This window comes from Burkholderia sp. COPS, from assembly GCF_019425585.1.
GTDB lineage: Bacteria > Pseudomonadota > Gammaproteobacteria > Burkholderiales > Burkholderiaceae > Burkholderia > Burkholderia cepacia.
This window is the reverse complement of record NZ_WIXR01000019.1, coordinates 57,829-78,577: the sequence shown is the minus strand read 5'-3', so window position 1 is coordinate 78,577 and position 20,749 is coordinate 57,829. Positions and strand designations below refer to the sequence as shown.

General features: G+C 69.1%; 19 protein-coding genes. 7 read left to right on the top strand and 12 right to left on the bottom strand.

From position 1 onward, the window contains the following. Positions 1–3 precede the first annotated feature (3 nt). A complete protein-coding gene (locus FOZ70_RS18800) occupies positions 4–906 on the bottom strand; it encodes a LysR family transcriptional regulator (RefSeq protein ID WP_021161341.1) in 903 nt (300 codons plus the stop codon). 145 nt (positions 907–1,051) lie between these two features. On the opposite strand from FOZ70_RS18800, the gene FOZ70_RS18795 reads away from it, so the two are divergent. Then, on the top strand, positions 1,052–3,082 hold the full coding sequence (locus tag FOZ70_RS18795; protein ID WP_219706429.1) for an FUSC family protein: 2,031 nt from the start codon (positions 1,052–1,054) through the stop codon (positions 3,080–3,082). A gap of 79 nt (positions 3,083–3,161) precedes the next feature. On the opposite strand, the gene FOZ70_RS18790 is transcribed toward FOZ70_RS18795, so the two are convergent. Then, the gene (locus FOZ70_RS18790; RefSeq protein ID WP_219706427.1) at positions 3,162–4,082 is read right to left on the bottom strand and encodes a bestrophin family ion channel; all 921 of its coding nucleotides are present in this window, start codon (positions 4,080–4,082) and stop codon (positions 3,162–3,164) included. Between the two features lie 12 nt (positions 4,083–4,094). Continuing rightward, a complete protein-coding gene (locus FOZ70_RS18785) occupies positions 4,095–6,419 on the bottom strand; it encodes an FdhF/YdeP family oxidoreductase (RefSeq protein ID WP_219706426.1) in 2,325 nt (774 codons plus the stop codon). Positions 6,420–6,574: 155 nt separating this feature from the next. Between FOZ70_RS18785 and FOZ70_RS18780 the strand changes: the two genes are divergently transcribed. Next, positions 6,575–7,996 (top strand): PLP-dependent aminotransferase family protein, encoded by a 1,422-nt coding sequence (locus FOZ70_RS18780; protein WP_059650396.1) that lies wholly within the window; start codon positions 6,575–6,577, stop codon positions 7,994–7,996. 52 nt (positions 7,997–8,048) lie between these two features. Here the strand turns inward: FOZ70_RS18780 and FOZ70_RS18775 are convergent, their stop codons facing one another. Next, on the bottom strand, positions 8,049–9,299 hold the full coding sequence (locus FOZ70_RS18775) for a mechanosensitive ion channel family protein (RefSeq protein WP_021162634.1): 1,251 nt from the start codon (positions 9,297–9,299) through the stop codon (positions 8,049–8,051). A 494-nt stretch (positions 9,300–9,793) separates the two neighbouring features. Here FOZ70_RS18775 and FOZ70_RS18770 point away from each other — a divergent pair, with 494 nt between their 5' ends. Continuing rightward, entirely contained in the window at positions 9,794–11,512 is a 1,719-nt protein-coding gene (locus FOZ70_RS18770; protein ID WP_219706424.1) for a SulP family inorganic anion transporter, read from the top strand. A gap of 8 nt (positions 11,513–11,520) precedes the next feature. Here the strand turns inward: FOZ70_RS18770 and FOZ70_RS18765 are convergent, their stop codons facing one another. Then, positions 11,521–12,396, bottom strand: a complete 876-nt coding sequence (locus FOZ70_RS18765; protein WP_124466766.1) for a LysR substrate-binding domain-containing protein — start codon at positions 12,394–12,396, stop codon at positions 11,521–11,523. A gap of 95 nt (positions 12,397–12,491) precedes the next feature. Between FOZ70_RS18765 and FOZ70_RS18760 the strand changes: the two genes are divergently transcribed. Then, positions 12,492–13,091, top strand: coding sequence for a LysE family transporter (locus FOZ70_RS18760; protein ID WP_082160829.1), 600 nt, complete (start codon positions 12,492–12,494; stop codon positions 13,089–13,091). A 36-nt stretch (positions 13,092–13,127) separates the two neighbouring features. On the opposite strand, the gene FOZ70_RS18755 is transcribed toward FOZ70_RS18760, so the two are convergent. From FOZ70_RS18755 to FOZ70_RS18735, 5 genes are all read right to left on the bottom strand, one after another. Further along, positions 13,128–14,582, bottom strand: a complete 1,455-nt coding sequence (locus FOZ70_RS18755; protein WP_175849878.1) for a DHA2 family efflux MFS transporter permease subunit — start codon at positions 14,580–14,582, stop codon at positions 13,128–13,130. After that, positions 14,579–15,142, bottom strand: a complete 564-nt coding sequence (locus FOZ70_RS18750; RefSeq protein WP_048022483.1) for an isochorismatase family protein — start codon at positions 15,140–15,142, stop codon at positions 14,579–14,581. Before FOZ70_RS18750 ends, FOZ70_RS18755 begins: the two co-directional genes overlap by 4 nt. A gap of 68 nt (positions 15,143–15,210) precedes the next feature. Then, on the bottom strand, positions 15,211–15,666 hold the full coding sequence (locus FOZ70_RS18745; protein ID WP_021162055.1) for a MarR family transcriptional regulator: 456 nt from the start codon (positions 15,664–15,666) through the stop codon (positions 15,211–15,213). A gap of 73 nt (positions 15,667–15,739) precedes the next feature. Continuing rightward, positions 15,740–15,973 carry a hypothetical protein gene (locus FOZ70_RS18740; protein ID WP_021162054.1) on the bottom strand — a complete coding sequence of 78 codons (234 nt, stop codon included), beginning with the start codon at positions 15,971–15,973 and terminating at the stop codon, positions 15,740–15,742. Positions 15,974–16,014: 41 nt separating this feature from the next. Then, positions 16,015–17,097, bottom strand: a complete 1,083-nt coding sequence (locus FOZ70_RS18735) for a serine hydrolase (protein ID WP_021162053.1) — start codon at positions 17,095–17,097, stop codon at positions 16,015–16,017. Between the two features lie 230 nt (positions 17,098–17,327). Here FOZ70_RS18735 and FOZ70_RS18730 point away from each other — a divergent pair, with 230 nt between their 5' ends. Next, positions 17,328–18,317, top strand: a complete 990-nt coding sequence (locus FOZ70_RS18730) for a hypothetical protein (protein ID WP_219706423.1) — start codon at positions 17,328–17,330, stop codon at positions 18,315–18,317. Here the strand turns inward: FOZ70_RS18730 and FOZ70_RS18725 are convergent. Beyond that, on the bottom strand, positions 18,314–18,550 hold the full coding sequence (locus FOZ70_RS18725) for a hypothetical protein (RefSeq protein WP_219706422.1): 237 nt from the start codon (positions 18,548–18,550) through the stop codon (positions 18,314–18,316). The two genes, FOZ70_RS18730 and FOZ70_RS18725, sit on opposite strands and share 4 nt — an antisense overlap. A 94-nt stretch (positions 18,551–18,644) precedes the next feature. Here FOZ70_RS18725 and FOZ70_RS18720 point away from each other — a divergent pair, with 94 nt between their 5' ends. Further along, positions 18,645–19,520: a LysR substrate-binding domain-containing protein gene (locus FOZ70_RS18720; RefSeq protein ID WP_048022479.1), complete on the top strand. Its 876-nt coding sequence runs from the start codon at positions 18,645–18,647 to the stop codon at positions 19,518–19,520. 74 nt (positions 19,521–19,594) lie between these two features. Further along, complete coding sequence (locus tag FOZ70_RS18715) at positions 19,595–19,879, top strand: hypothetical protein (RefSeq protein WP_021162049.1); 285 nt, start codon at positions 19,595–19,597, stop codon at positions 19,877–19,879. Between the two features lie 70 nt (positions 19,880–19,949). Here the strand turns inward: FOZ70_RS18715 and FOZ70_RS18710 are convergent, their stop codons facing one another. Further along, positions 19,950–20,693 (bottom strand): transporter, encoded by a 744-nt coding sequence (locus FOZ70_RS18710; RefSeq protein ID WP_104766822.1) that lies wholly within the window; start codon positions 20,691–20,693, stop codon positions 19,950–19,952. Positions 20,694–20,749: the final 56 nt, after the last annotated feature.

Below are 20,749 nucleotides of genomic sequence, written 5' to 3'. Positions count from 1 at the left end.
CGGTTACGGGGCCGTTCGCCATGCGGTGAACAGTTCCGCGAGGAAATCGACGAACGCGCGCACCTTGCTGTCGAGCGTCGCGCGCCGCGGGTACAGCACGTGCAGCTCGACGTCGTCGGCCCGGTGCCAGTCGGGCAGCACGATTTCGAGTTCGTTCCGTTCGAGCCGGCGGGCCGTGTAGTGCGTCGATGCCAGCGCGATGCCACCGCCGCTCGCGGCCTGGCGCAGCACCGTCACCGATTCGTTGGTGATCAGCACCGGTCGCACCGGCACGTCGGCGACTTCGCCGGCCGCATTGGTGAGCCGCAGCGTCTGGCCGGGCGCGTCGCGGCCGACGAGCAGCAGGTCGTGCTGCGCGAGGTCCTGCGGCGTGGCGGGCCGGCCGACGCGGTCGAGATAGGCGGGGCTCGCCGCGAGCTTCGCCTGCGACCAGCCGAGCGAGCGTGCGATGTAGCTGGAGTCGGTCAGCACGCCCGCGCGCAGCGCGACGTCGAAGCCGTGTTCGACGAGATCGAGCGGGTTGTTGTCGTAGATCAGCACGAGCTGGACGAGCGGGTAGCGCCGGCGAAATTCGGCGAGCGCCGGCTCCAGTTCGAACAGGCCGATCGAGTAGGGCACCAGCACGCGCAGCGTGCCCTCCGGCGCCATGCGCAGCGCGCGGGCCTGGCGGTCCGCGTCGAGGAGGATGTCCTCGGCGCGCAGGCAGCGCTCGTAGTAGTCGCGTCCGGCCTCGGTGACGGACACGCGGCGTGTGGTCCGGTACAGCAGCTGGACGCCGAGATCGTCCTCGAGCTGCTTGACCTTGCGGCTCACGCGGCTGAGCGGCATGTCGAGTTGCGTGGCGGCGGCGGTGAAGTTGCCGCGCTCGACCACGCGCAGGAATATGCGGATGCTTTCGAAGTTCATACGGGGTGCTTCCGTGTTCGACCTGCGCGCATCTTACCTTCGCCGGCCGGATCGCTCCGTGCGGCGGCGATTATCCTGCCCGGTGCAATAACGCATCCCGTCCACGCGTCTTAGTGGCGGCGGCGCGCGCCCGTATGCTCGCCGCATGAAATTCGCCTTGCCCGATCTGCCGCCGCTTGCGGCCTTCCGCACCGTGCTGCGCGACGCACGGCCCACGCTGCCGCCCGGTGCGGTCGCCTTCGCGTTGCGCAACACGGCCGCGTCGCTGCTCGCGCTCTACATTGCCTTCCGGATGAATCTCGACGACCCGAAATGGGCCGCATCGACGGTGTGGATCGTCGCGCAGGGCAGCCGCGGGATGGGCTTGTCGAAGAGCCAGTACCGGATTCTCGGCACCGCGATCGGCGCGACCGTCGCGCTCGTGCTGACCGGTGCATTCGCGCAGACCCCCGAGCTGTTCCTGCCGGCGCTCGCTGCCTGGATCGGCCTGTGCGCGGGCGTCGCGACGTTCCAGCGGAATTTCCGCGCCTATGCGGCGGTGCTCGCCGGCTACACGGCCGCGATCGTCGCGATGGATGCGGTATCCGCGCCGCTGCACGCGTTCGACATCGCGGTCGCGCGGTTCCTCTACGTGGTGGTCGGCATCCTGTGCGGCGCGCTGTTCGATACGGTCTTCGCACCGGGCACGCCGCTGGACGATGTCCGTACGCGTCTCAGGCGCTATCTCGACCGCGCGGCGGCGGTCGGCGCGGGTGCGCTGCGCCGCGAGCCGAACGTCGCGGCCGTGCACCGGCTGTTCGCGGATGCGCTCGAACTCGACACGGCGGCCGAATACGCGGCCACCGGCGCGCCGCCGGTGCGCAACGCGATCGGCCATCTGCGCACGGCGGTGCTGGGCGTGCTGTCCGCGCAGGCCGCGGGGCAGGCGCTGCACGATCACGCGGCGCGCAGCGGCGGCACGCCGGACCCGCTGGTCGCCGAGGCCGCGCAGGTGCTCGACGGCGTGGCGGCGTCGGGCGAAGCGGGCGCCGCGCTCACCGCATTGCGGGCGCGCGTGGACGACGCGGTGCGCACCGAGGCCGCGGAGCCGTCCGGCCCGGACCCGTCGCGCCTGCTCACGCTCGACCGGCTGGCGGCGCTGCTTGCCGGGTTCGACGCCGCCTTTGCGGGCAACGCGCAGCTGGATCTGCCGAATCCGCCGGCGTCGCAGGTGCGTTATGCGTTCCACCACGATCCGGTGCTCGCGTGGCACAACGGGATGCGCGCGTTCATCGCGGTGCTGGTCGCCGCGGTGTTCTGGATCGTGACGGCGTGGCCGTCGGGCGCCGGGTTCGTCGCGATCACGGGGGTGGTCTGCGCGCTGTTCTCGACGCGCCCGAACTCGGTGGGCGCCACCGTCGGCTTCCTGAAAGGCGCCGCCTGCGCGGCGGTCGCGGGTGCTCTTTGCAACTTCGTGCTGCTGCCGGCGGTGTCGGGCTTCGAGATGCTCGCGTACATCCTCGGCGTGTTCACGATCGGCGCGGGCATCGCGATGCGCCATCCGCGTGCGGCCGGCATCGGCAGCGGCTTCTCGATCTTCTTCTGGAATTTCACGTCGCCGGACAACACGGCGCGCATCGGCGACGCCGCCTTTCTCAATTCGGCGCTCGCCACGCTGCTCGGCATCGCGTTCGGCGCGATGGTGTTCGCGCTCGTGTTCCCCGGCGATCCCGGCGCGAGCCGGCGGCGCCTGCATAGCGCGGTGCGCGGCGACCTCGCCCGCATCGCACGCAATCCGCGGGCGTGGCAGGCGAGCGCGTGGCTGAGCCGCACGGCCGACCGTCTCGGGCGCGAGCTCGGCTTCGCGGGCCGTCTGCCGGCCACCCTCATCGAGCGCGACCTGCGCGATTTGCTCGCGGCCTGGACGATCGGCGACAGCCTGTTGGCGCTGGCCGAACTGGCCGCGCGCGAGCCGGCGGCACGCCGTGCGGTCGCGTTGGTGCGGGGGCGGGTCGGGCGCGCGGATTTCGCCGGGCTGGAGCGGGCTTGCGGCGCGGCGGCCCGCGTGCTGCTGCGGCGCGTGACCGAGGTCGACAGCGACGACGGGCGCGCGCTGCTGCGCGGTGTCGTGCTGCTGCGGACGATCGCGGAGACGGCGGCCGCGCATGACCGCTTCCTGCGCGGCCGCCGGGATTGAGGGACTGAGGGACTGAGAGGCGGAGGGCGGACGGGCGGACGGGCGGACGGGCGGACGGGCGCGAGCGGCGGCCCGTGCGTCAACTGAGGCGATAGGCCTTGCCGGGCGTCACTTCCGCCGGTAGCGGCTCGCGGTTCAGTTCGAGCAGCGTGCGCTCGATCGTCCGCGTCATTGCATCGAGCGCGAGATGGTTCGGCCCGTCGCCGAACGGTTCGGCGATCGCATGCGCGATCGCGTCGAGCGCGATCAGCGTATAGGCGACGAACACGGAGACGAACGGCGTTGCCGCGCCGATCGAATCGACGAGGCCGAACGGCAGCAGCACGCAGTACGCATAGATCGTCCGGTGCAGCAGCACGTCGTACGAGAACGGGATCGGCGTCGACGCGATACGCTCGCAGCCGCTCACCATCGCGACGAGATCGTCGAGGCGTGCGTCGAGCATCCACAGTCGCGTATCGGCGAGACGCCCGGCGTCGGCGCGCGCGGCGAATGCTTCGCGCAGTTCGTGAACGATCGCGACCGGCGCATACCGGGCGGCGACGATGCGCGTACAGGTGGCGCCGTCGAGCAGCGTGCGCAGGTCGGCCGCCGGATCGGTGCCGCGCAGCTGATGCTTCAGCGCATAGACGAACGCGACGACCTTGCGCACGAACGCCTGCCGTGACGCGTCGTCGTCGTCGATCGCGCCGTAGCAGAGCGCCTGCGACACCAGCGTGCGCGTGGCGGTCAGCACGCCGCCCCACAGCTGACGGCCCTCGCGGTAGCGTTCGTAGCTCGCATTGTTGCGAAACCCTGCGAAGATCGCGAGCGTGAGGCCGATCAGCGTGAACGGCGTCGGGTTCAGCGGCACTTTCTCGCCGAGCACGCGGCCGCCGCCCCACACCGCGACGACGCTGATCGCGAGCGTCAGCACGAGTTGCGGCAGGATGGTCGGCAGCACCGACCCGTTCCAGACGAGCAGCATCCGCAGCCAGTGCTCGCGCGGACGAACGATCATCGCCGTGCTCCGTCAGGCGGCGATCGCTGCCGGCGCGGCCGCGCGATGCAGCAGCACGGGTACCGACTTCGACGTCGGCGTGTTGCACACGTCGCCGACGCTGTCGAGCGGCACCAGCGGGTTGGTTTCCGGGTAGTACGCGCCGATGCAGCCGCGCGGGATGTCGTATTCGACGAGCAGGAAACCGTCCGCGCGCCGCTCGATGCCGTCGTGCCACACGGTTTCCATGTCGACCCATTCGCCGGCCTTCAGGCCGAGCATCGCGAGATCGTCGCGGTTGGCGAACACCACGCGACGCTGGCCGAACACGCCGCGATAACGATCGTCGAGCCCGTAGACGGTCGTGTTGTACTGGTCGTGCGAGCGCGTCGTCATCAGCGTCATCAGGCGTTCGCCGTGCAGCGCGCGGGCGCGCTGGATCGGCGTGTCGGCGGGCAGCGGGTGCGCGATGAAGTTCGCCTTGCCCGTCGGCGTGAGCCATTCGCGGTCGCGCGACGCGACGCGCAGGTGGAAGCCGCCCGGCCGCGCGATGCGCGTGTTGTAGTCGTAGAAGCCGTCGAGGGTGGCCTCGATCGCGTCGCGAATCTTCGCGTAATCGTCCTTGTAGGCGAGCCAGTCGATCTTGCCGCTGCCGAACAGCGCATGGCCGATGTGCGCGACGATCGCGGGCTCCGACATCAGGTTCGGCGAGGCCGGCTTGTTCATCCCGTACGACACGTGGACCATGCTCATCGAATCCTCGACCGTCACGCCTTGCGCGACGTTGTCCTGCAGGTCGATCTCGGTGCGGCCGAGCGTCGGCAGGATCAGCGCGTCGCGGCCGTGGATCAGGTGGCTGCGGTTCAGCTTCGTCGTGATGTGCACGGAAAGATCGCAGCGGCGCATGCCTTCCCACGTGCGCGGCGTGTCGGGCGTCGCCATCGCGAAGTTGCCGCCGAGGCCGATCAGCACCTTCACGTGGCCTTCGAGCATGCCTTCGATCGTCTCGACGACGTCGTAGCCGTGGTGGCGCGGCGGTTCGAAATCGAACACGTGGCCGAGCCGGTCGAGGAACGCCTGCGACGGCTTTTCCTCGATCCCGACCGTGCGGTTGCCCTGCACGTTCGAGTGGCCGCGCACCGGGCACAGGCCGGCGCCGGGGCGGCCGATGTTGCCGCGCATCAGCATCAGGTTCGTCAGCATCTGCACGGTCGCGACCGAATGCTTGTGCTGCGTGATGCCCATCCCCCACGTCGCGATCACGCGTTCGCTGCGTGCATAGAGCTGCGCGAGGCTGTCGATCTGTTCGTACGGCACGCCGCTTTCGGCGGTCAGCGCGGACCAGCGTTCGTTGCGAAGATCGTCGGCAAACGCGTCGAAGCCGGCCGTGTGCTCGCCGATGAACGCGGTGTCGAGCACGCGCGGCGCACCGGCGGCGCGCGCGGCGTCGTCGAGTTCGAGCACGCGCTTCGCCATCCCCTTGATCAGCGCGAAGTCACCGCCGATCGTCGGCTGGATGAACGTCGATGCGATCTTCGTGCCCGACATCGTCAGCATCTCGATCGGGCTTTGCGGATCGGCGAAACGTTCGAGGCCGCGCTCCTTCAGCGGGTTGATCGACACGATCGTCGCGCCGCGCTTCGCGCATTCGCGCAGCTCGCCCATCATCCGCGGGTGGTTGGTGGCCGGGTTCTGGCCGAAGATCAGCAGCGTGTCGGCGTGCTCGAAATCGTCGAGCGTGACGGTGCCCTTGCCGACGCCGACCGACGGCGGCAGCCCGCGGCTCGTCGCCTCGTGGCACATGTTCGAGCAGTCGGGAAAGTTGTTCGTGCCGTACAGCCGCACGAGCAGCTGGTACAGGAACGCCGCTTCGTTGCTCGCGCGCCCGGACGTGTAGAACGCGGCCTGGTTCGGATCGGGCAGCGCGCGCAGGTGGCGCGCGATCAGTTCGAACGCGTCGTCCCACGCGATCGGCACGTAGCGGTCGGTCTGCGCGTCGTACACCATCGGGTCGGTGAGCCGGCCGTGCTGCTCGAGTTCGAAGTCCGTCTGTTCGAGCAGCTCGGTGACCGTGTGCGCGGCGAAGAATTCAGGCGTCACGCGTTTGCTGGTCGCTTCGGCGGCCACGGCCTTCACGCCGTTTTCGCAGAATTCGAACGTCGACGCGTGCTGGCGGTCGGGCCATGCGCAGCCCGGGCAGTCGAAGCCGTCCGGCTGGTTCTGGCGCAGCAGCGTGCGGTAGTTGCCGCCGGCGACCTTTTCCTTGATCAGGTTGATCGTGACGGCCTTCAGCGCACCCCAGCCGGCGGCCGGGTGGGTGTACGGTTCGATGCGCGCGGTAGCGGATTTCTTTTTCATGATGCAACGGGTGTCGGGGTCGATGGCCGCAGAGTACGCGCGGGCCCCGTCCGGCTGTGTGTACACCTGTTCGCTTCAAAAAAGAGTACAGTTGCGGCCATTCAGGCAGTGCGGATCGCAACTGTGTTGTTGAAGGGAAGTTGAAAGGGAGGCGCGTGAAGCGTTACGAACAACTGGCCGACGATCTCCAGGCGCAGATCGAGCGTGGCGTATACCGGCCGGGCGAGCGGATTCCGTCGGTGCGGCAGGCGAGCCGGCAGCAGCAGCTCAGCGTCACGACCGTGCTGCGCGCGTACCTCGTGCTGGAAAGCCGCGGCCTGATCGAGAGCCGGCCGCAATCGGGCTACTTCGTCCGTGCGCGCGCGTCGGCGCCCGCCGAGGCGGAGCTGCACATGTCGGCGCCGGCTGCGGAACCGTCGGCCGTGGACGTGAGCCGGCTCGTGCTGTCGACGCTGCGTTCGATCGCGCGCGACGACGCGGTGCCGCTCGGCTCGCCGTATCCCGATGCGTCGCAGTTTCCGGTGCAGCGTCTCGCGCGTTATGCGCAGACGATCGGCCGCCGCCGCACCCGCTGGGGCGTGATCGACGATCTGCCGCCCGGCAACCAGGAGCTGATCCGCCAGATCGCGCGGCGTTACGCGGAGCGCGGGATCGCGGTCGAACCCGGCGAGATCGTGGTGACGATCGGCGCGACCGAGGCGATCAACCTGTGCCTGCAGGCCGTCGCGCGGCCGGGCGACACGATCGCGGTGGAGTCGCCGACGTTCTACGCGATGCTGCACGCGATCGAGCGGATGGGCATGCGTGCGCTGGAAGTCGCGACGCACCCGGGTGACGGCATCGATCTCGACGCGCTCGAACGCATCCTCGAACGCGAGCGCATCGCCGCGTGCATGGTGATGCCGAATTTCCAGAATCCGCTCGGCTTCCAGATGCCCGACGCGCGCAAGCGCGCGCTCGTCGAGCTGCTGGCGAAGCACGACGTGCCGGCGATCGAGAGCGACGTCTATCACGAGCTGCACTTCGGCGACACGACACCGAGCGCACTGAAGTCGTTCGACCGCGACGGGCTCGTGCTGCATTGCGCGTCGTTCACGAAGAGCCTGTCGCCGCGCTACCGGATCGGCTGGGCGATGCCGGGCCGCTATCGCGACCAGGTCGAGAAGCTGAAATTCCTGAACACGCTCGCGACGCCCGCGATCGAGCAGCTCGCGATCGCCGAGTACCTGAAACACGACGGCTACGACTTTCACCTGCGGCGCATGCGCAAGCTGTATGCGCAGCAGGCGAGCCTGATGAGCGCGATGGTGCGGCGCTTCTTCCCGGAGGGTACGCGGCTGTCGCAGCCGCAGGGCGGGTATGTGCTGTGGGTCGAGCTGCCGAAGCAGGTCGACGCGATGAAGCTGTATGCGCTGGCCCTCGCGGAGCGGATCACGGTCGGGCCCGGGCACATGTTCTCGGCCGGCACCGATTACCGGCATTTCATCCGGCTCAACTACAGCTATCCGTGGTCGCGGCAGATCGAGGATGCGCTGAAGGTGCTCGGGCGGCTCGCGTCGGAGTGCGCGGCGCGGTGAGCGCCGCCATGCCCGGCGGCAGGCGGCCGATGACCGGCCGCCGTGTCGCGCGTCATCCCGCGTGCGGCGCCTGCAGCCCGGCTTGCACGGCTTGCCCGGCGCCGGCCATCTGCCGCATGTCGAAACCCGACGGGTGCTGGTACACGCGCAGCCCGAATTCCGGCAGCACCGCGATCAGGTGATCGAACAGGTCGGACTGGATGGCTTCATAGTCGACCCAGGTCGTCGTGTCGGTGAAGCAGTACAGTTCGAGCGGAATGCCTTCGGCCGTGAGCGGCAGTTGCCGCGCCATGCAGGTCATGTCGCGGCGGATGCGCGGATGGCCCTTCAGGTAGTTCGCGACATACGCGCGAAACGTGCCGAGATTCGTCAGCTGGCGGCGGTTCGCCGGGCAGTCGCCGGCCGCGCCGAGCGTGCCGTTCCATTGCTCGATCGCGTCGACCTTGTCCTCGAGATAGTCCTTCAGCAGCGTCAGGCGTTCGAGCCGTTCGATCTCGTCGTTCGACAGAAAACGCACGCTCGTCGCGTCGACGAACAGCGCGCGCTTGATGCGGCGCCCGCCTGCCTCGGTCATCCCGCGCCAGTTCTGGTAGCTCTCGGTGATCAGTTTCCACGTGGGCACCGTGATGATCGTGTGATCGAAGTTCGCGACCTTGACGGTATTCAGCGTGATGTCGATGACCGTGCCGTCCGCACCGGCCGACGGCATCGTGATCCAGTCGCCGATCCGCAGCATGTCGTTCGACGACAGCTGCACGCCCGCGACGAGGCCGAGCAGCGTGTCCTTGAAGATCAGCATCAGCACCGCCGACATCGCACCGATGCCGGACAGCAGCAGGCCGATCTGCTTGCCGGTTGCGTCGCCGATCACGACGAGCGCGGCCGTGATGAACATCACGAGCTTGACGAGCTGCATCGCGCCTTTCAGCGACAGGCGCGGCTGGTCGCGCTGGTACGTGCGATGCGCGTGTTCGAGCGCCGAAAGCGTCGCGCTCACGGTCATCGTCACGAGGAACACGATCAGCGCGAACAGCACCTTGTCGGCGACCTGCGCGGCCGTATCGGGAATGCCGGGCACCGCGCCGAGCCCGAGCTTGATCACGACGAACGGGACGATGCGGTTCAGCCACTTGAATGCGCCGAACTCGAACAGCGCGTCGTCGACGCGCGTGGCGGAAAGCCGCGCGAGCCGCGCGACCACGCGGAACAGCAGGAAATGGACGACGGCGGTGATCGCGCCGGCGGCGGCGAGCAGGATGAGGATGCCGACGAGCGGCTCAAACCAGGATTCGTTCAGGGTCATAGGGGCAAGCAGGGGCCTTCTCGTGCGTTGAATCGGCGCCGCGACGCGACGCGCGCCCGGTGAAGGGCACATGAAAGGGACCGTGATTGTGCCATCGGGTTCCAGGCACGTCGCCGTGAATGCGCGGCGCGCGGCTCCCGGATCGGCTCACCATTGCGCAGGTCTCCTCTGCAATCGGGGTGACGGCGGATGACGAAAGCGCGTCACCGCAAGCCGGTGCGCGTGCGGGTCCCCGGATGCGCCTCTGGTTCGTCCGGAATCGGCGCGACGCCGCTGCGGCGGGCCTGTGCGCTTCAGTGCGCGTGCACGGCGATCCATGCAATCATGCGGGCGTCGCAGGGTTGTCGACGTGCCGTCCGCCTTGGCGCGCGGGCCCTCCGTCGACGGTGAGCGACACGTGCCGCCTTCGCGCACTTGCCATGCGATGCCTGCCAGGGGCACGATGCGCGAACGACTTCGCGAACCACGTCACCCCGTATTCACGCACTTCACGCATGCAAGATTCCAACGAAAGCCGCCCGTCAGGCGTGCGGCTGCTGAAAGGCATCCTCCCGATCCGCCGTGGCGGGGCCGTCCGCGACATTCTCGCGGGCATTTCGCTCGCGTCGATGGACATCCCGCAGGTGCTCGGCTACGCGCGCATCGCCGGCATGCCTGCCGTCACGGGCCTCTACACGGTGTTCCTGCCGCTCGTCGCGTTCGCGATCTTCGGCGCGTCGCGGCATCTGGTGGTGGCCGCCGATTCCGCGACCGCGACGATCTTCGCGAGCCGGCTGTCGTCGATGGCGCCGGCCGGCAGCGCCGAATACGTGGCGCTGGCCGGCATGGTCGCGCTGCTGACCGCCGCGATGCTGCTGCTCGCGCGCATCTTCAAGCTCGGTTTTCTCGCCGATTTCCTGTCGCGCACGGTGCTGGTCGGCTTTCTCGCCGGCGTCGGCGTGCAGGTGTCGATCGCGATGCTCGGCGACATGCTCGGGCTGGCCGTACCGTACCCGGCGTCGCGCAGCCTCGCGCAGCTCGACTACGTCGTCACGCATCTCGTCCACACGAACCGGCCGACGTTCGCGCTCGCGGCGCTCGTCGTCGTCGCGATTCTCGCCGGCAAGCGGTTCCTGCCGCGCGTGCCGATGCCGATGATCGCGGTCGCGGGCAGCATCGCGGCGAGCGGCATGTTCGGATTCGCCGCGCACGGCATCGCGGTGCTCGGGCCGGTCGCGGGCGGGCTGCCGCCGTTGCGCTGGCCGTCCGTCACGTGGCAGCAGTTCCTCGATCTCGTGCCGGTCGCCGCATCGTGTTTCGTGATGATCATTGCGCAGAGCGCGGCCGCCGCGCGCGTGTTCGCGCAGCAGTATCGAGAGGACGTCGATACCAATGCCGACATCCTCGGCCTCGCGGCCGCGAACGCCGCGGCGGCGGTGGGGGGCGCGTTCGTCGTCAACGGCAGCCCGACGCAGACGGCGATGGCCGACGGCGCGGGCGTGCGCAGCCAGATCGGGCATCTCGCGTTTGCGGCCGTGGTGGCGGTGGTCCTGCTGTTCTTCAGTACGACGCTGCAGTATCTGCCGCATGCGGTGCTGGCCGGCATCGTGTTCACGATCGCGCTCGGGTTGATCAACGTGCGCAGCCTCGCCGCGATCCGCAAGGAAAGCCCCGGCGAGTTCACGCTTGCGCTGGTCACGGCCGTGGCCGTCGTGACGGTCGGCGTCGAGCACGGCATCCTGCTGGCCGTCGCGTTGTCGCTGATGCGGCACGTGCGCCACAGCTACCAGCCGCACACGATGGTGCTCGAACCGGTCGAAGGGAACGGAAGGTGGCAGCCGGTGCCCACGCGGCGGGGGGCGATGACGGCGCCGGGGCTGATCGTCTACCGGTTCGGCTCCGACCTGTTTTTCGCGAACGATCACCTGTTCGCCGCCGAAGTGACCGAGCTCGTCGATGCGGCGCCGGTGCCGGCGCGCTGGTTCGTCGTCGATGCGGGGGCCGTCACCGACATCGATTATTCGGCCGCACGCACGCTGACCGATCTCGTCAGGATGCTGCACGCGCGCGGGATCGGCGTGCTGTTCGGGCGTGTCAACCGCTACCTGCGCGCGGACATGGATCGCCACCGGATCACGGAGATCGTCGGCGCGTCGTGCATCTTCCCGACGCTGCACCAGGCGCTCGAGGCCGCCGGCACGACGCCGGCGCCGCAGGAGCCGGGCACCGTGTAGCGTCGGCCCTATGCGGCCGCACGCAAGCGCGCGAAGCCGTTGCGCAGGTGGCGCGCGAGTTCCGTCGCGGCCGGCGTGTGCTGGCCGCGCGGCAGATGAAGGTTGATCGCGAAGTTCGGCAGCACGGGCAGGCCGCTGCCGGCCGGCAGGATGTCGAGGTCGGCCGGCACGGTCGACGCGAGCCACGCGGTCACGGCGAGGTCGGAGCGCACGGTCGCGGTGGTGGCGTCGATGCTGCCGTTCTCGAACACGGTGCGCCACGCGCGATCGCAGCCGCGCAGCGCGTCGAGCACCGTCGGGCGGAACGCGCAGGTCGGCGCGACCATCGATACGGGCAGCGGCGTGTTCCGGTACGCGGTGCCGCCTTTCGCACCGACCCAGACCAGGCGGTCGACGGCGATGCACTCGCCGCGTGACGGCCCGACCGGCGCCTCGATCAGCGCGACGTCGAGTTCGCCCTGCGCGAGCCCCCGGTGCAGCTCCGGCGACGCCTCGCACACGAGCGTGAGCGCGACCTGCGGATGCGCCTGCGCATAGCCCTTCAGGATCGGCGCGAGACAGGTGCCGACGAGATCCTGCGGCGCGCCGAGGCGCACGGTGCCGTCGACCGCGCCGGCCGTCATGTCGGCCAGCAGCGCATCGTGCACGGCGAGCAGCCGGCGCGCCTGCCCGAGCAGCCGCTCGCCGTCCGCCGTGAGCAGCAGGTTGCGGTGCTCGCGGACGAACAGCGGGCCGGCCAGCGTTTCGAGCCGCGCAACCTGCTGGCTGATCGCGCCTTGCGTCAGGTGCAGCGCGCGGCTGGCCGCCGTCATGCTGCGATGATCGGCGACCGTGACGAAGGCGCGCAGCAGCGCGAGGTCGAGATGACGTGCCATGCGACGCATTATGAGCGCTAATGACAGGCATAAAAAGCTTTCGCTGTCGTAATGGCGGGATCGCGCGTAAAACAGGGCTTCGACGACGCCAACCGGGAGCTGCCGTGCCGTTCCGAGACTACCTGCCGCTGATGCTGTTCGTGATCGTGTCCACCGTGACGCCGGGCGGCGCGACGACGCTCGCCACTGCGTCGGGCGCGCATTTCGGCTACCGGCGTTCGCTGCCGATGATGGCGGGCATCGCGGCCGGCCTGGCGTCGATGGCCGCTGCGGCGGCGGCCGGGCTCGGCGGCGTGCTGCTCGCGCTGCCCGCGTTGCAACTCGTGATGAAGGCGGTCGGTTCGGTGTACCTCGCGTGGCTGGCCGTGCGCATCGGGCGCGGCGGCAAACCGCGGCTCGATGCCGAGGTGCACCGGCCGCAGGGATTTCTCAGCGGCGTCTGGATGCTCTGGCACAACCCGAAAGGCTGGGCGATGACGCTCGGCGCGGCCGCGTCGTTTGCCGCGCTCGCGTCCGGCCCGGCCCGCCTCGGCATATTGCTCGGGCTGGCGTTCGGCGTGGCCGCGATGGCGTCGCTGTCGCTCTGGTGTTTCGCCGGGCTGCTGTTCGCGCGGGTGCTACGCACGGAGCGGCAGTGGCACTGCCTGAATGCGGCGCTCGGCGTGCTGCTCGTGATCTCGATCGTGCCGATGTGGCTGCCGTAGCGGGTCGGCCGCACGTGTCGTGCGGCCGCCCGAAGGTCAGCGCGAACCGGCGCGCGCGGTGCCGGCCGGCTGCCCGCCCGCACCGGTCGACCACAACGGCAGGCGCAGCGTCGTGACGACGCTTGCCGCGTGCAGCACGCAAAGCAGGCCGAACGCCCACGCATACGCGTTCGCCGGCGTGCCGCCGCCCGCCGCCGATTCGACCTGCAGCCGCCATGCGAGGAACAGCGTGCACACGGTGGTGAACGTCGGGCCGCCGAGACGCTGCACGATATTGAGCGAGGTCGTCGCCATCGGCAGGTTGCGGCGCTCGACCGACGCATACGCGGCGGCGATCGACGGCGCGCCGATCGCGCTCTGGCCCATGCCGCGCAGGAACAGCGCCGGCACGAGCAGGTAAGGATCGTAGCCGGTCAGCGCGAGGAACACGAACGGCAGCGTCGCGGCGAGTGCGAGCAACGCGCCGGCCGAGGCCAGCCGGCGCACGCCGAACCGGCTCGTCAGCGCGCCCATCGACGGATACGTGACGAGCATGCCGAGGCCCATCGGCGCGAGCAGCCAGCCCATTTCGCCGGGCGTGCGCCCGCACGCCTGGATCAGGAACACCGGAATCAGCATCTGGCCCGCGAACAGCGCGCCGTTCGACAGGAACTGCGTCGACGCGGCCGCGCCGAACACCTTGCCGCGAAACAGCGCAAGGTCGATCAGCGCATCGTCGCCGTTGCGGGTCTCGACCCGCAGGAAGGCGGCGAGCAACAGCGCCGACACGACGATCGCCGCGACGCCGGGCGCTTCGTTGATCCGCTCGATGCCGTACAGGAACAGCACGAGCCCCGGCGACAGCAACGCGAGGCCGACCCAGTCGAGCGTGCGCCGTGGCGCGTCGTTACGGTCGGGCGGTAGGAACCGCGCGGCCAGCGCGAGCGCCAGCACGCCGACGGGCAGGTTCACGAGAAACAGCCAGCGCCACGACGCATGTTGCAGGATCGCGCCGGCCACGACCGGGCCGAGGATCGGCGCGAGCAGCACGGGCACGGCCGCGTAGCCGATCACGCGCGCCATCTGCTGGCCGGCGACACGCGCGATCATCATCTGCGCCATCGGCGCGAGCAGCCCGCCGCTGACCCCTTGCAGCACGCGGAACGCGATCAGCGACGGTGCGGACCACGCGAGCCCGCACAGCGCCGACGTGAGCGTGAACGCCGAGAAGCACCACAGATACAGCGCCTTCGCGCCGATGCGGTCGACGAGCCAGCCGCTCAGCGGCAACACCAGCGTCAGCGCGAGCAGGTAGCCGCTCGTCACCCACTGAATCGTCGACAGGCTCGCATGCAGGTCGGTCGCGAGGCTCGACAGCGACACGTTGACGATCGTCGCATCGAGCTGCGACAGCAGCGAGCCGAGCGTCGCGACCGTGCTGACTTTCCAGATCGACGGATCGAGCCGGCCGGCCGCGTGGCCCGGCGCCGGCTGGATGCGTTCGTCGCTCACGCGCCGCGCCGGTCGAGCAGCGCGACGATGTCCTGCGTCGTGCCCGTTTCGCCGAGGCGCGGGAACAGCCGCTCGACGCTGTTGACGTGGGCGTCCGCCTTGAGGTCGGTCATCGCGTCGATGGCGAGCGTCACGTTGTAGCCGAGCTCGTGCGCCTGTCGCGCGGTCGATTCGACGCCGATGCTCGTCGCGACGCCCGCCAGCACGATCTGCGTGACGCCGGCTGCCTTCAGGTGCGCGTCGAGACCGGTGCCGGTGAACGCGCCCCAGGTCCGCTTCGTCACGACGTGGTCGCTCGGCTGGCGGTTCAGTTCGGGCACGAGTTCGGTCCAGTCGGCGGGGAGCTGCGCCACGGGCGGCGATTGCTCGGTGCGGCCCGGTGCGCCGCCCGCGACGTTGACCAGCACGACCGGCAGGCCGCGGCTGCGGAAGGCGTCGAGCAGTTCGCGGGCGTGGGCGATCACCGGCGCGACCGGGTGCGCGGTGGGGAGGGCGACGATGCCTTTCTGCAGGTCGATGACGACGAGTGCCGTGTTCGTGTCGAGACGGGTTGCGCTCATGATGGGGGCTCCGTGGAAGGGACGAGGAAAGCCGTGCGCGCGAATGCCGCGGGGCGCGCGGGCCGGGTTCACTGCTCGCCGATGCGGCGGATCAGCGGGATTGCGGCGGCGAGCGTGTCGATGTCTGCGGGGTCGAGCTGCTCGATCGCGGCGCCGAGCCACTTGTGCTTGGCGGCGTTGCGCTTGAGCCGCGCGTCGAGGCCGGCCGCGGTCAGCCGGAACAGGATCTGGCGGCCGTCGGTCGGATGCGGTTCGCGCTCGACGAGACCGTCTTCCTCGAGGCTCGCGAGAATCGCCTTCATCGATTGAGGCTTCATCGCTTCGGCGCGCGCGAGATCGGCGGTCGTCATCGGCCCGTGCCGCTGGAGTCGCGCGAGCGCGCTCGTCTGGGACATGCCGAGCCCGTCGGATTCGATCGCGGAGCGGAGCCGGCGGATCAGCTGGCCGACCGCGAGGGTCAGGTCGGCAGCGACGATATCGGCGGAAACGCCGGATTTGCGTGGAGGGTTCATGCGGCGGATCATAGAACACGACAGTTAAACTTGCAAGTTTAACTGTCGAATTGACCGCCGGGTCGAGGTACGGCAGGGTGTGCGGTTACGCGCCGCGGAGCGGGACCGGTACGACCTCGTTGTATCTCGGGGTCGCGTTTTCGTGCAGCAGGTCGCCGAGGTATTGCGCGAGTTCGTCGGCGGCGAGCGCGGACGGAATGTGCAGGTTGGCCGCGCGTCGCTTGCCTTCGGTGCCGAGATCGAACACGGCCCAGCGGCCGTCCTTGCGCACGACGGCGAGTAGACGGCCGAAGGCGTTGAAGCGGTATTCGTCCTGCATGGCTGCGCTCCCGTAGGTGAATGCGCCGGCCGCCCGCGCGCTCACTGGATCGAGCAGGACAGCCAGCGATGGATCTTGATGGCATCGCTCGAGACGCCCGCACGCGTCGGTGCGCCGAGCAGCACGACCGTTTCGCGGCGGCCCTTCACACGCATGCGCATCACGACGCCGTGCCCGGACTCGTTGATGAAGCCGGTTTTCTGCAGCCGGATCGGCAGGCGGCGGTAGCGGACGAGCGGGTCGGAATTCACGTACACCAGCTCGCCGTCGCCCGGGCGCACGGTGGTCGACGTATCCGTCGAGAAATAGCGGATCAGCGGGTCCTGCGCCGCCGCGCCGACGAGCTTCGCGAGATCCTCGGCCGTCGACACGTTGTGCGGCGACAGGCCGGTCGGCTCGCGGAAGTGCGTATGGCGCATGCCGAGCCGGCGCGCTTCGCGATTCATCGCGTTGACGAACGCGGCGCGCCCGCCCGGATAGTCGCGGCTCAGCGCGGCGGCCGCGCGGTTTTCCGACGACATCAGCGCGATATGGAACATCTCGCGGCGCGACAGTTCCGAGCCCACCTGCAGGCGCGACCCGGTGAACTTGATCGTGTCGCGGTCGCGCGCGGTGACGCGCAGCACGCCGTTCAGCGGACGGTCGGCGTCACGCGCGACGACGGCCGTCATCAGCTTCGAGATCGACGCGATCGGCCGCACCGTGCGTGCGTTGCGCGCCAGCAGCGGCGTGCCGGAGTCGACGTCGAGCACGTAGGCCGCACGTGAATGCAGGGTATTGACCGCGCGCGGGGAGTAGCCGCAGCTTGCCATCAGGCGCGGTTTCGCGGCGGCCGGGCGCGGGCGGACGGCGTTCGTGCGCTTGGCGCGGCGATGCGGGGCCGGGGCGGCGTGACGCTTGATCGTCTGATGCTTCGCACTCGGGCGACGATGCTTGACCGCCTTGTGCTTGCGGTGGGGTTTCTTCTTGACGGCTTTCTTGTGCGGATGCGCGTGGGCCTGCGCGGTGCGATGCGGCTGCACGCGCTGTGCGGACACGTTCGCGGCGAACGCGAGCAGCAGGAACGAGAGGGCGAGGATCAGCGTGGTCCGGGCGCGAGGCACGCGCGCGATGAGGCCGGTCAAGCGAAAGTCTCCTTTCCACGCGCGAGGTGGCGGCGCGGAATGCATGGGCGGTCAGCGGGTGCGGGAAATTATAAGGTCGTTCGCGAGATGATGACGATAGCGGTTGGCCGTCGGCGCGCTGTTTTGCCGGCTGCCGCCGCGGTGTGCCGCGTTTTGCGTCGATATGCCGCGCCAGCGTGACAAACGATGGTACGGCCGGCAAGATGGCGAGCTCATCGTCAGGAGAACCCATGTCACGCCAACCGCACGCGCTGCCCGTGCTGCCGCTTGCATCGATCGACAGCCTGTCCGCGACAGGTGAACTCGTTGCCTTCAACGTCGGCGCGGACGATGCGTTGTACATGGCATTTGCACTGGAACCGCTCGATGACCGCACACGCTCCGACGGCGCTTCGTTCGCGATCACGACGCCCTCGGCTGCGCAGCGCCATCGCTTGATTGCGTGGCGGGACGGCGACACGCTGCTCGATCTCGTCGTCGACAACGAACCGTTCGATATTCACGAGATCCAGCCGGTGGGAGACGATCTGCTGGTGGTCTGTTGTCGATCCTCTTATCGCGGGCCGGACGATTTCGACCTGAACGGCCGCCTCTATCGCCGCGACGGCACGCGTTGCGGAGAAATACTGCTGGGCGACGGCATCCAGTCCGTGCAGGTCACGGGCACGGGAGAGATCTGGACATCCTATTTCGACGAAGGTGTCTTCGGCAATTTCGGCTGGGAGGCGCCGGTCGGGGCGCCCGGACTGGTCGCCTGGAGCCGGCGCGGCGAGCTGCTGCATGCGTTCTCGCCGCCCGAGGGGCTGGGCCCGATCGACGACTGTTATGCGCTCAACGTTCAAGGCGACCACGACGTCTGGCTGTATTACTACAGCGAATTCGCGCTCGTCCACTTGCGCGACCGGCAGCCTGTTGCGTCATGGCGTGTTCCGGTCAAGGGCGGTCACGCGTTCGCGGTGATGGAAGACCAAGCGCAACACGGTGAATGCGTGGCGCTGTTGTGCGGGGCATACGGCGATCGCGACGTGTTGCAGCTCGTGCGTCTGGGCACCGATGGCCAGGTACGGGTAGTACGCGCGTATCGCATGCTGAATGGTGGCTCGGCGCCGGTGGGCGTGGCACGCGCGGTCGGCCGTGGTCGTGCGCTGTACGTTGTCGGCACGGACGGCAACGTGTATCGGATCGACATGGCGGGGCTTTGCGCGGCCGATACCGCTTAACGCGGCCAGTTCCGCCGCGACACGACCGCGAAACTGATCGCGATCGACCCCGTTACCACGCGCGGCGGCGCGTCGTCGAGCGCATCGCCGAAGCGAAAACGGCGGCTGCGTCCGTCGCTGCGTTCGGCACGACGTTTCGGCGCACGCGTATCGGCCGCGGCGGTGCGTTCGTTCGCGACGGCCATATCGCACGGCTGGTCGGCCACGCAGTCGGCGGCATGATCGAGGGGCATGACAGTCGGTTCCGGGGAAGGGCATGCCCGTATTGAACGTCATTGCATTCGATCGGTAAAATGAATGTTTCAATCGTTACGATTCCTTTTAAGAATGGAATTGAAACTGCTGCGTACGTTCCTGACCGTCACCGAGCTGTGCCATTTCAGCCGCGCGGCCGATGCGCTGCACATGAGCCAGCCGGCACTGAGCAAGCAGATCGGCGCGCTGGAGGCGAGCCTCGGCGGCAAGCTGTTCGAGCGCGGGCGGCATGGCGCGGAACTGACGCCGTTCGGCGAGCGTTTCCTGCCCGACGCGCAGGCGCTCGTGCGCGATGCCGACGAGATCCTCGCGCGCGCACGGGAGGCGACCAGCGGGCAGCGCGGGCATCTGCGGCTCGGCATTTGCCTGTCGGTGCTGACGATCGTGCCGAAGCGGGTCGCGGAGTTTCGTCGCCGCAATCCGGGCATTGCGGTCACGTTGAGCGACCTGTCGTCGTCCGAGCAGACACGCCGGCTGCGCGCGGGCAAGCTCGATGCCGGGTTTCTGCGCCTGCCGTCCGACGAAGGTTTGTCGTCGTTCAAGGTGATCGACGAGGGGCTCGCGCTGGCGGTGCCGCCGCATCTCGGCTTCAAGCGCGTGCCGGCCGATCTCGACGTGCTCAACGAGATCGGCTTCATCGCGCTGCAGCGTGCGCGGGGCCCGGGGCTCGCCGCGCAGATCGATCGATGGTGCGTCGAGCGCCGCTTCGTGCCGCACGTGACGCAGCAGGCCGAGGACGTGCAGTCGGTGCTGACGTCGGTCGCGGCCGGTGTCGGCGTCGCATTCATTCCGTCGCGCGCGCAGTACCTGCTGCGCGATGCGACAGTGCTGCCGCTCGATGGCCGGGATGCAAAGTGGCGCGTCGGGCTTGCGTGGCGGTCGGATCGCGACGATCCCGTGACCACGCGCTTCGTGTCGTTCATGCGTGCCGCGATCAAGGAAGCCTGACGGACGAAGCGATATAGTCTCCGCAATCGGCGCTGAATGCGCGAATGAATACCTGTCTGCTACGGACCGAACCGATGACCTCAGAATCCGACGAATCCCCGCTCGATCCCGCACTCGTCGCGACGCTCGCAACGCTGAACGACGCCGCGAGCGATCCGGCCGGCAAGACCTGGTCGCTGCCGAAGATCGCGAAACGCGCGCAACTGCCGATGAGCACGCTGCGCCGCGTGCTGACGCAGCTCGACGCCGCGGGCCTGAGTGCGACGACGCTGAACGAAGACGGTACCGGCAGCGCCGCGCTGACCGACGAAGGGCGCGCCGTGTGCGCGCAACTGTTCGGCGCGAACGACGCGCAATGAAAAACGGGCCGCTGGAAGCGGCCCGTCGTCTGGCGGTTCGGTATGCGGTTCGATGCCGCACACCTGCGTGTCACCAGCGCGCCGTCACGCCGCCCATCACCGAATGACGATAGGTCTGGTCGTTCAGCCCGCGCCGGTAGCCGATGTCGAGATCGAGCCACGGCTTCGGCGAATAGATCGCGCCCGCGATCGCGAATGCGGGATTCGCGCCGGCGCCGCGCTCCGTGTTGCGCGACGTGCCGATGTCGGCCACGATCTGCAGCTTGTCGGTCGCCTTGTAGATCGCCGCGCCCGACACGGCCCAGATCGACGTCAGGTCGCCCTGGCGATTCGGCTGGTAAGCGAGGCCCGCATTCGCAAGCAGCGAGAAGCGAGCGATGTCGGCTTGCGCGAGCAGCGTCGCGCCGGTGCCGACGCGGCCGGTGCCGAGCCCGCGGCCGTCGTTGCCGGTCGGCATCGTCACCTTCGGTTTCAGCGCGAGCGACAGCGGCCCGCGTTCGACGAAGCGCCATTTCATGCCGATCTCGACATCGCCGATTCCCGCGCCGTTCTCGTCGGTCCGTGTTTGCAGATGCGTATAAGGCGCGTTGACGTAGAGGTCGACGTGTTCGCCGAACCCGCGCGTGAGCGTCGCGTTCCATAGCTGGTGGCGGCCGTTGTCGTCCTGCTTCGAGGTTTCCTCGCCGTTGAACTCGAACTGCCAGTTCGCATTGCCCTGCGTGCCCGTATCGTCGCTGACGAGCGGGTGAGCCGGATAGGCGTCGAACGGTGCGAGGAGTGCGCTCGCGGCGGCGAGCGGAAGGATTCTTTTCATCACATTACCGATAGAGCGTCGTGAAAGGCCGGCCCGCGCGCGTTGCGCGGGCCGGT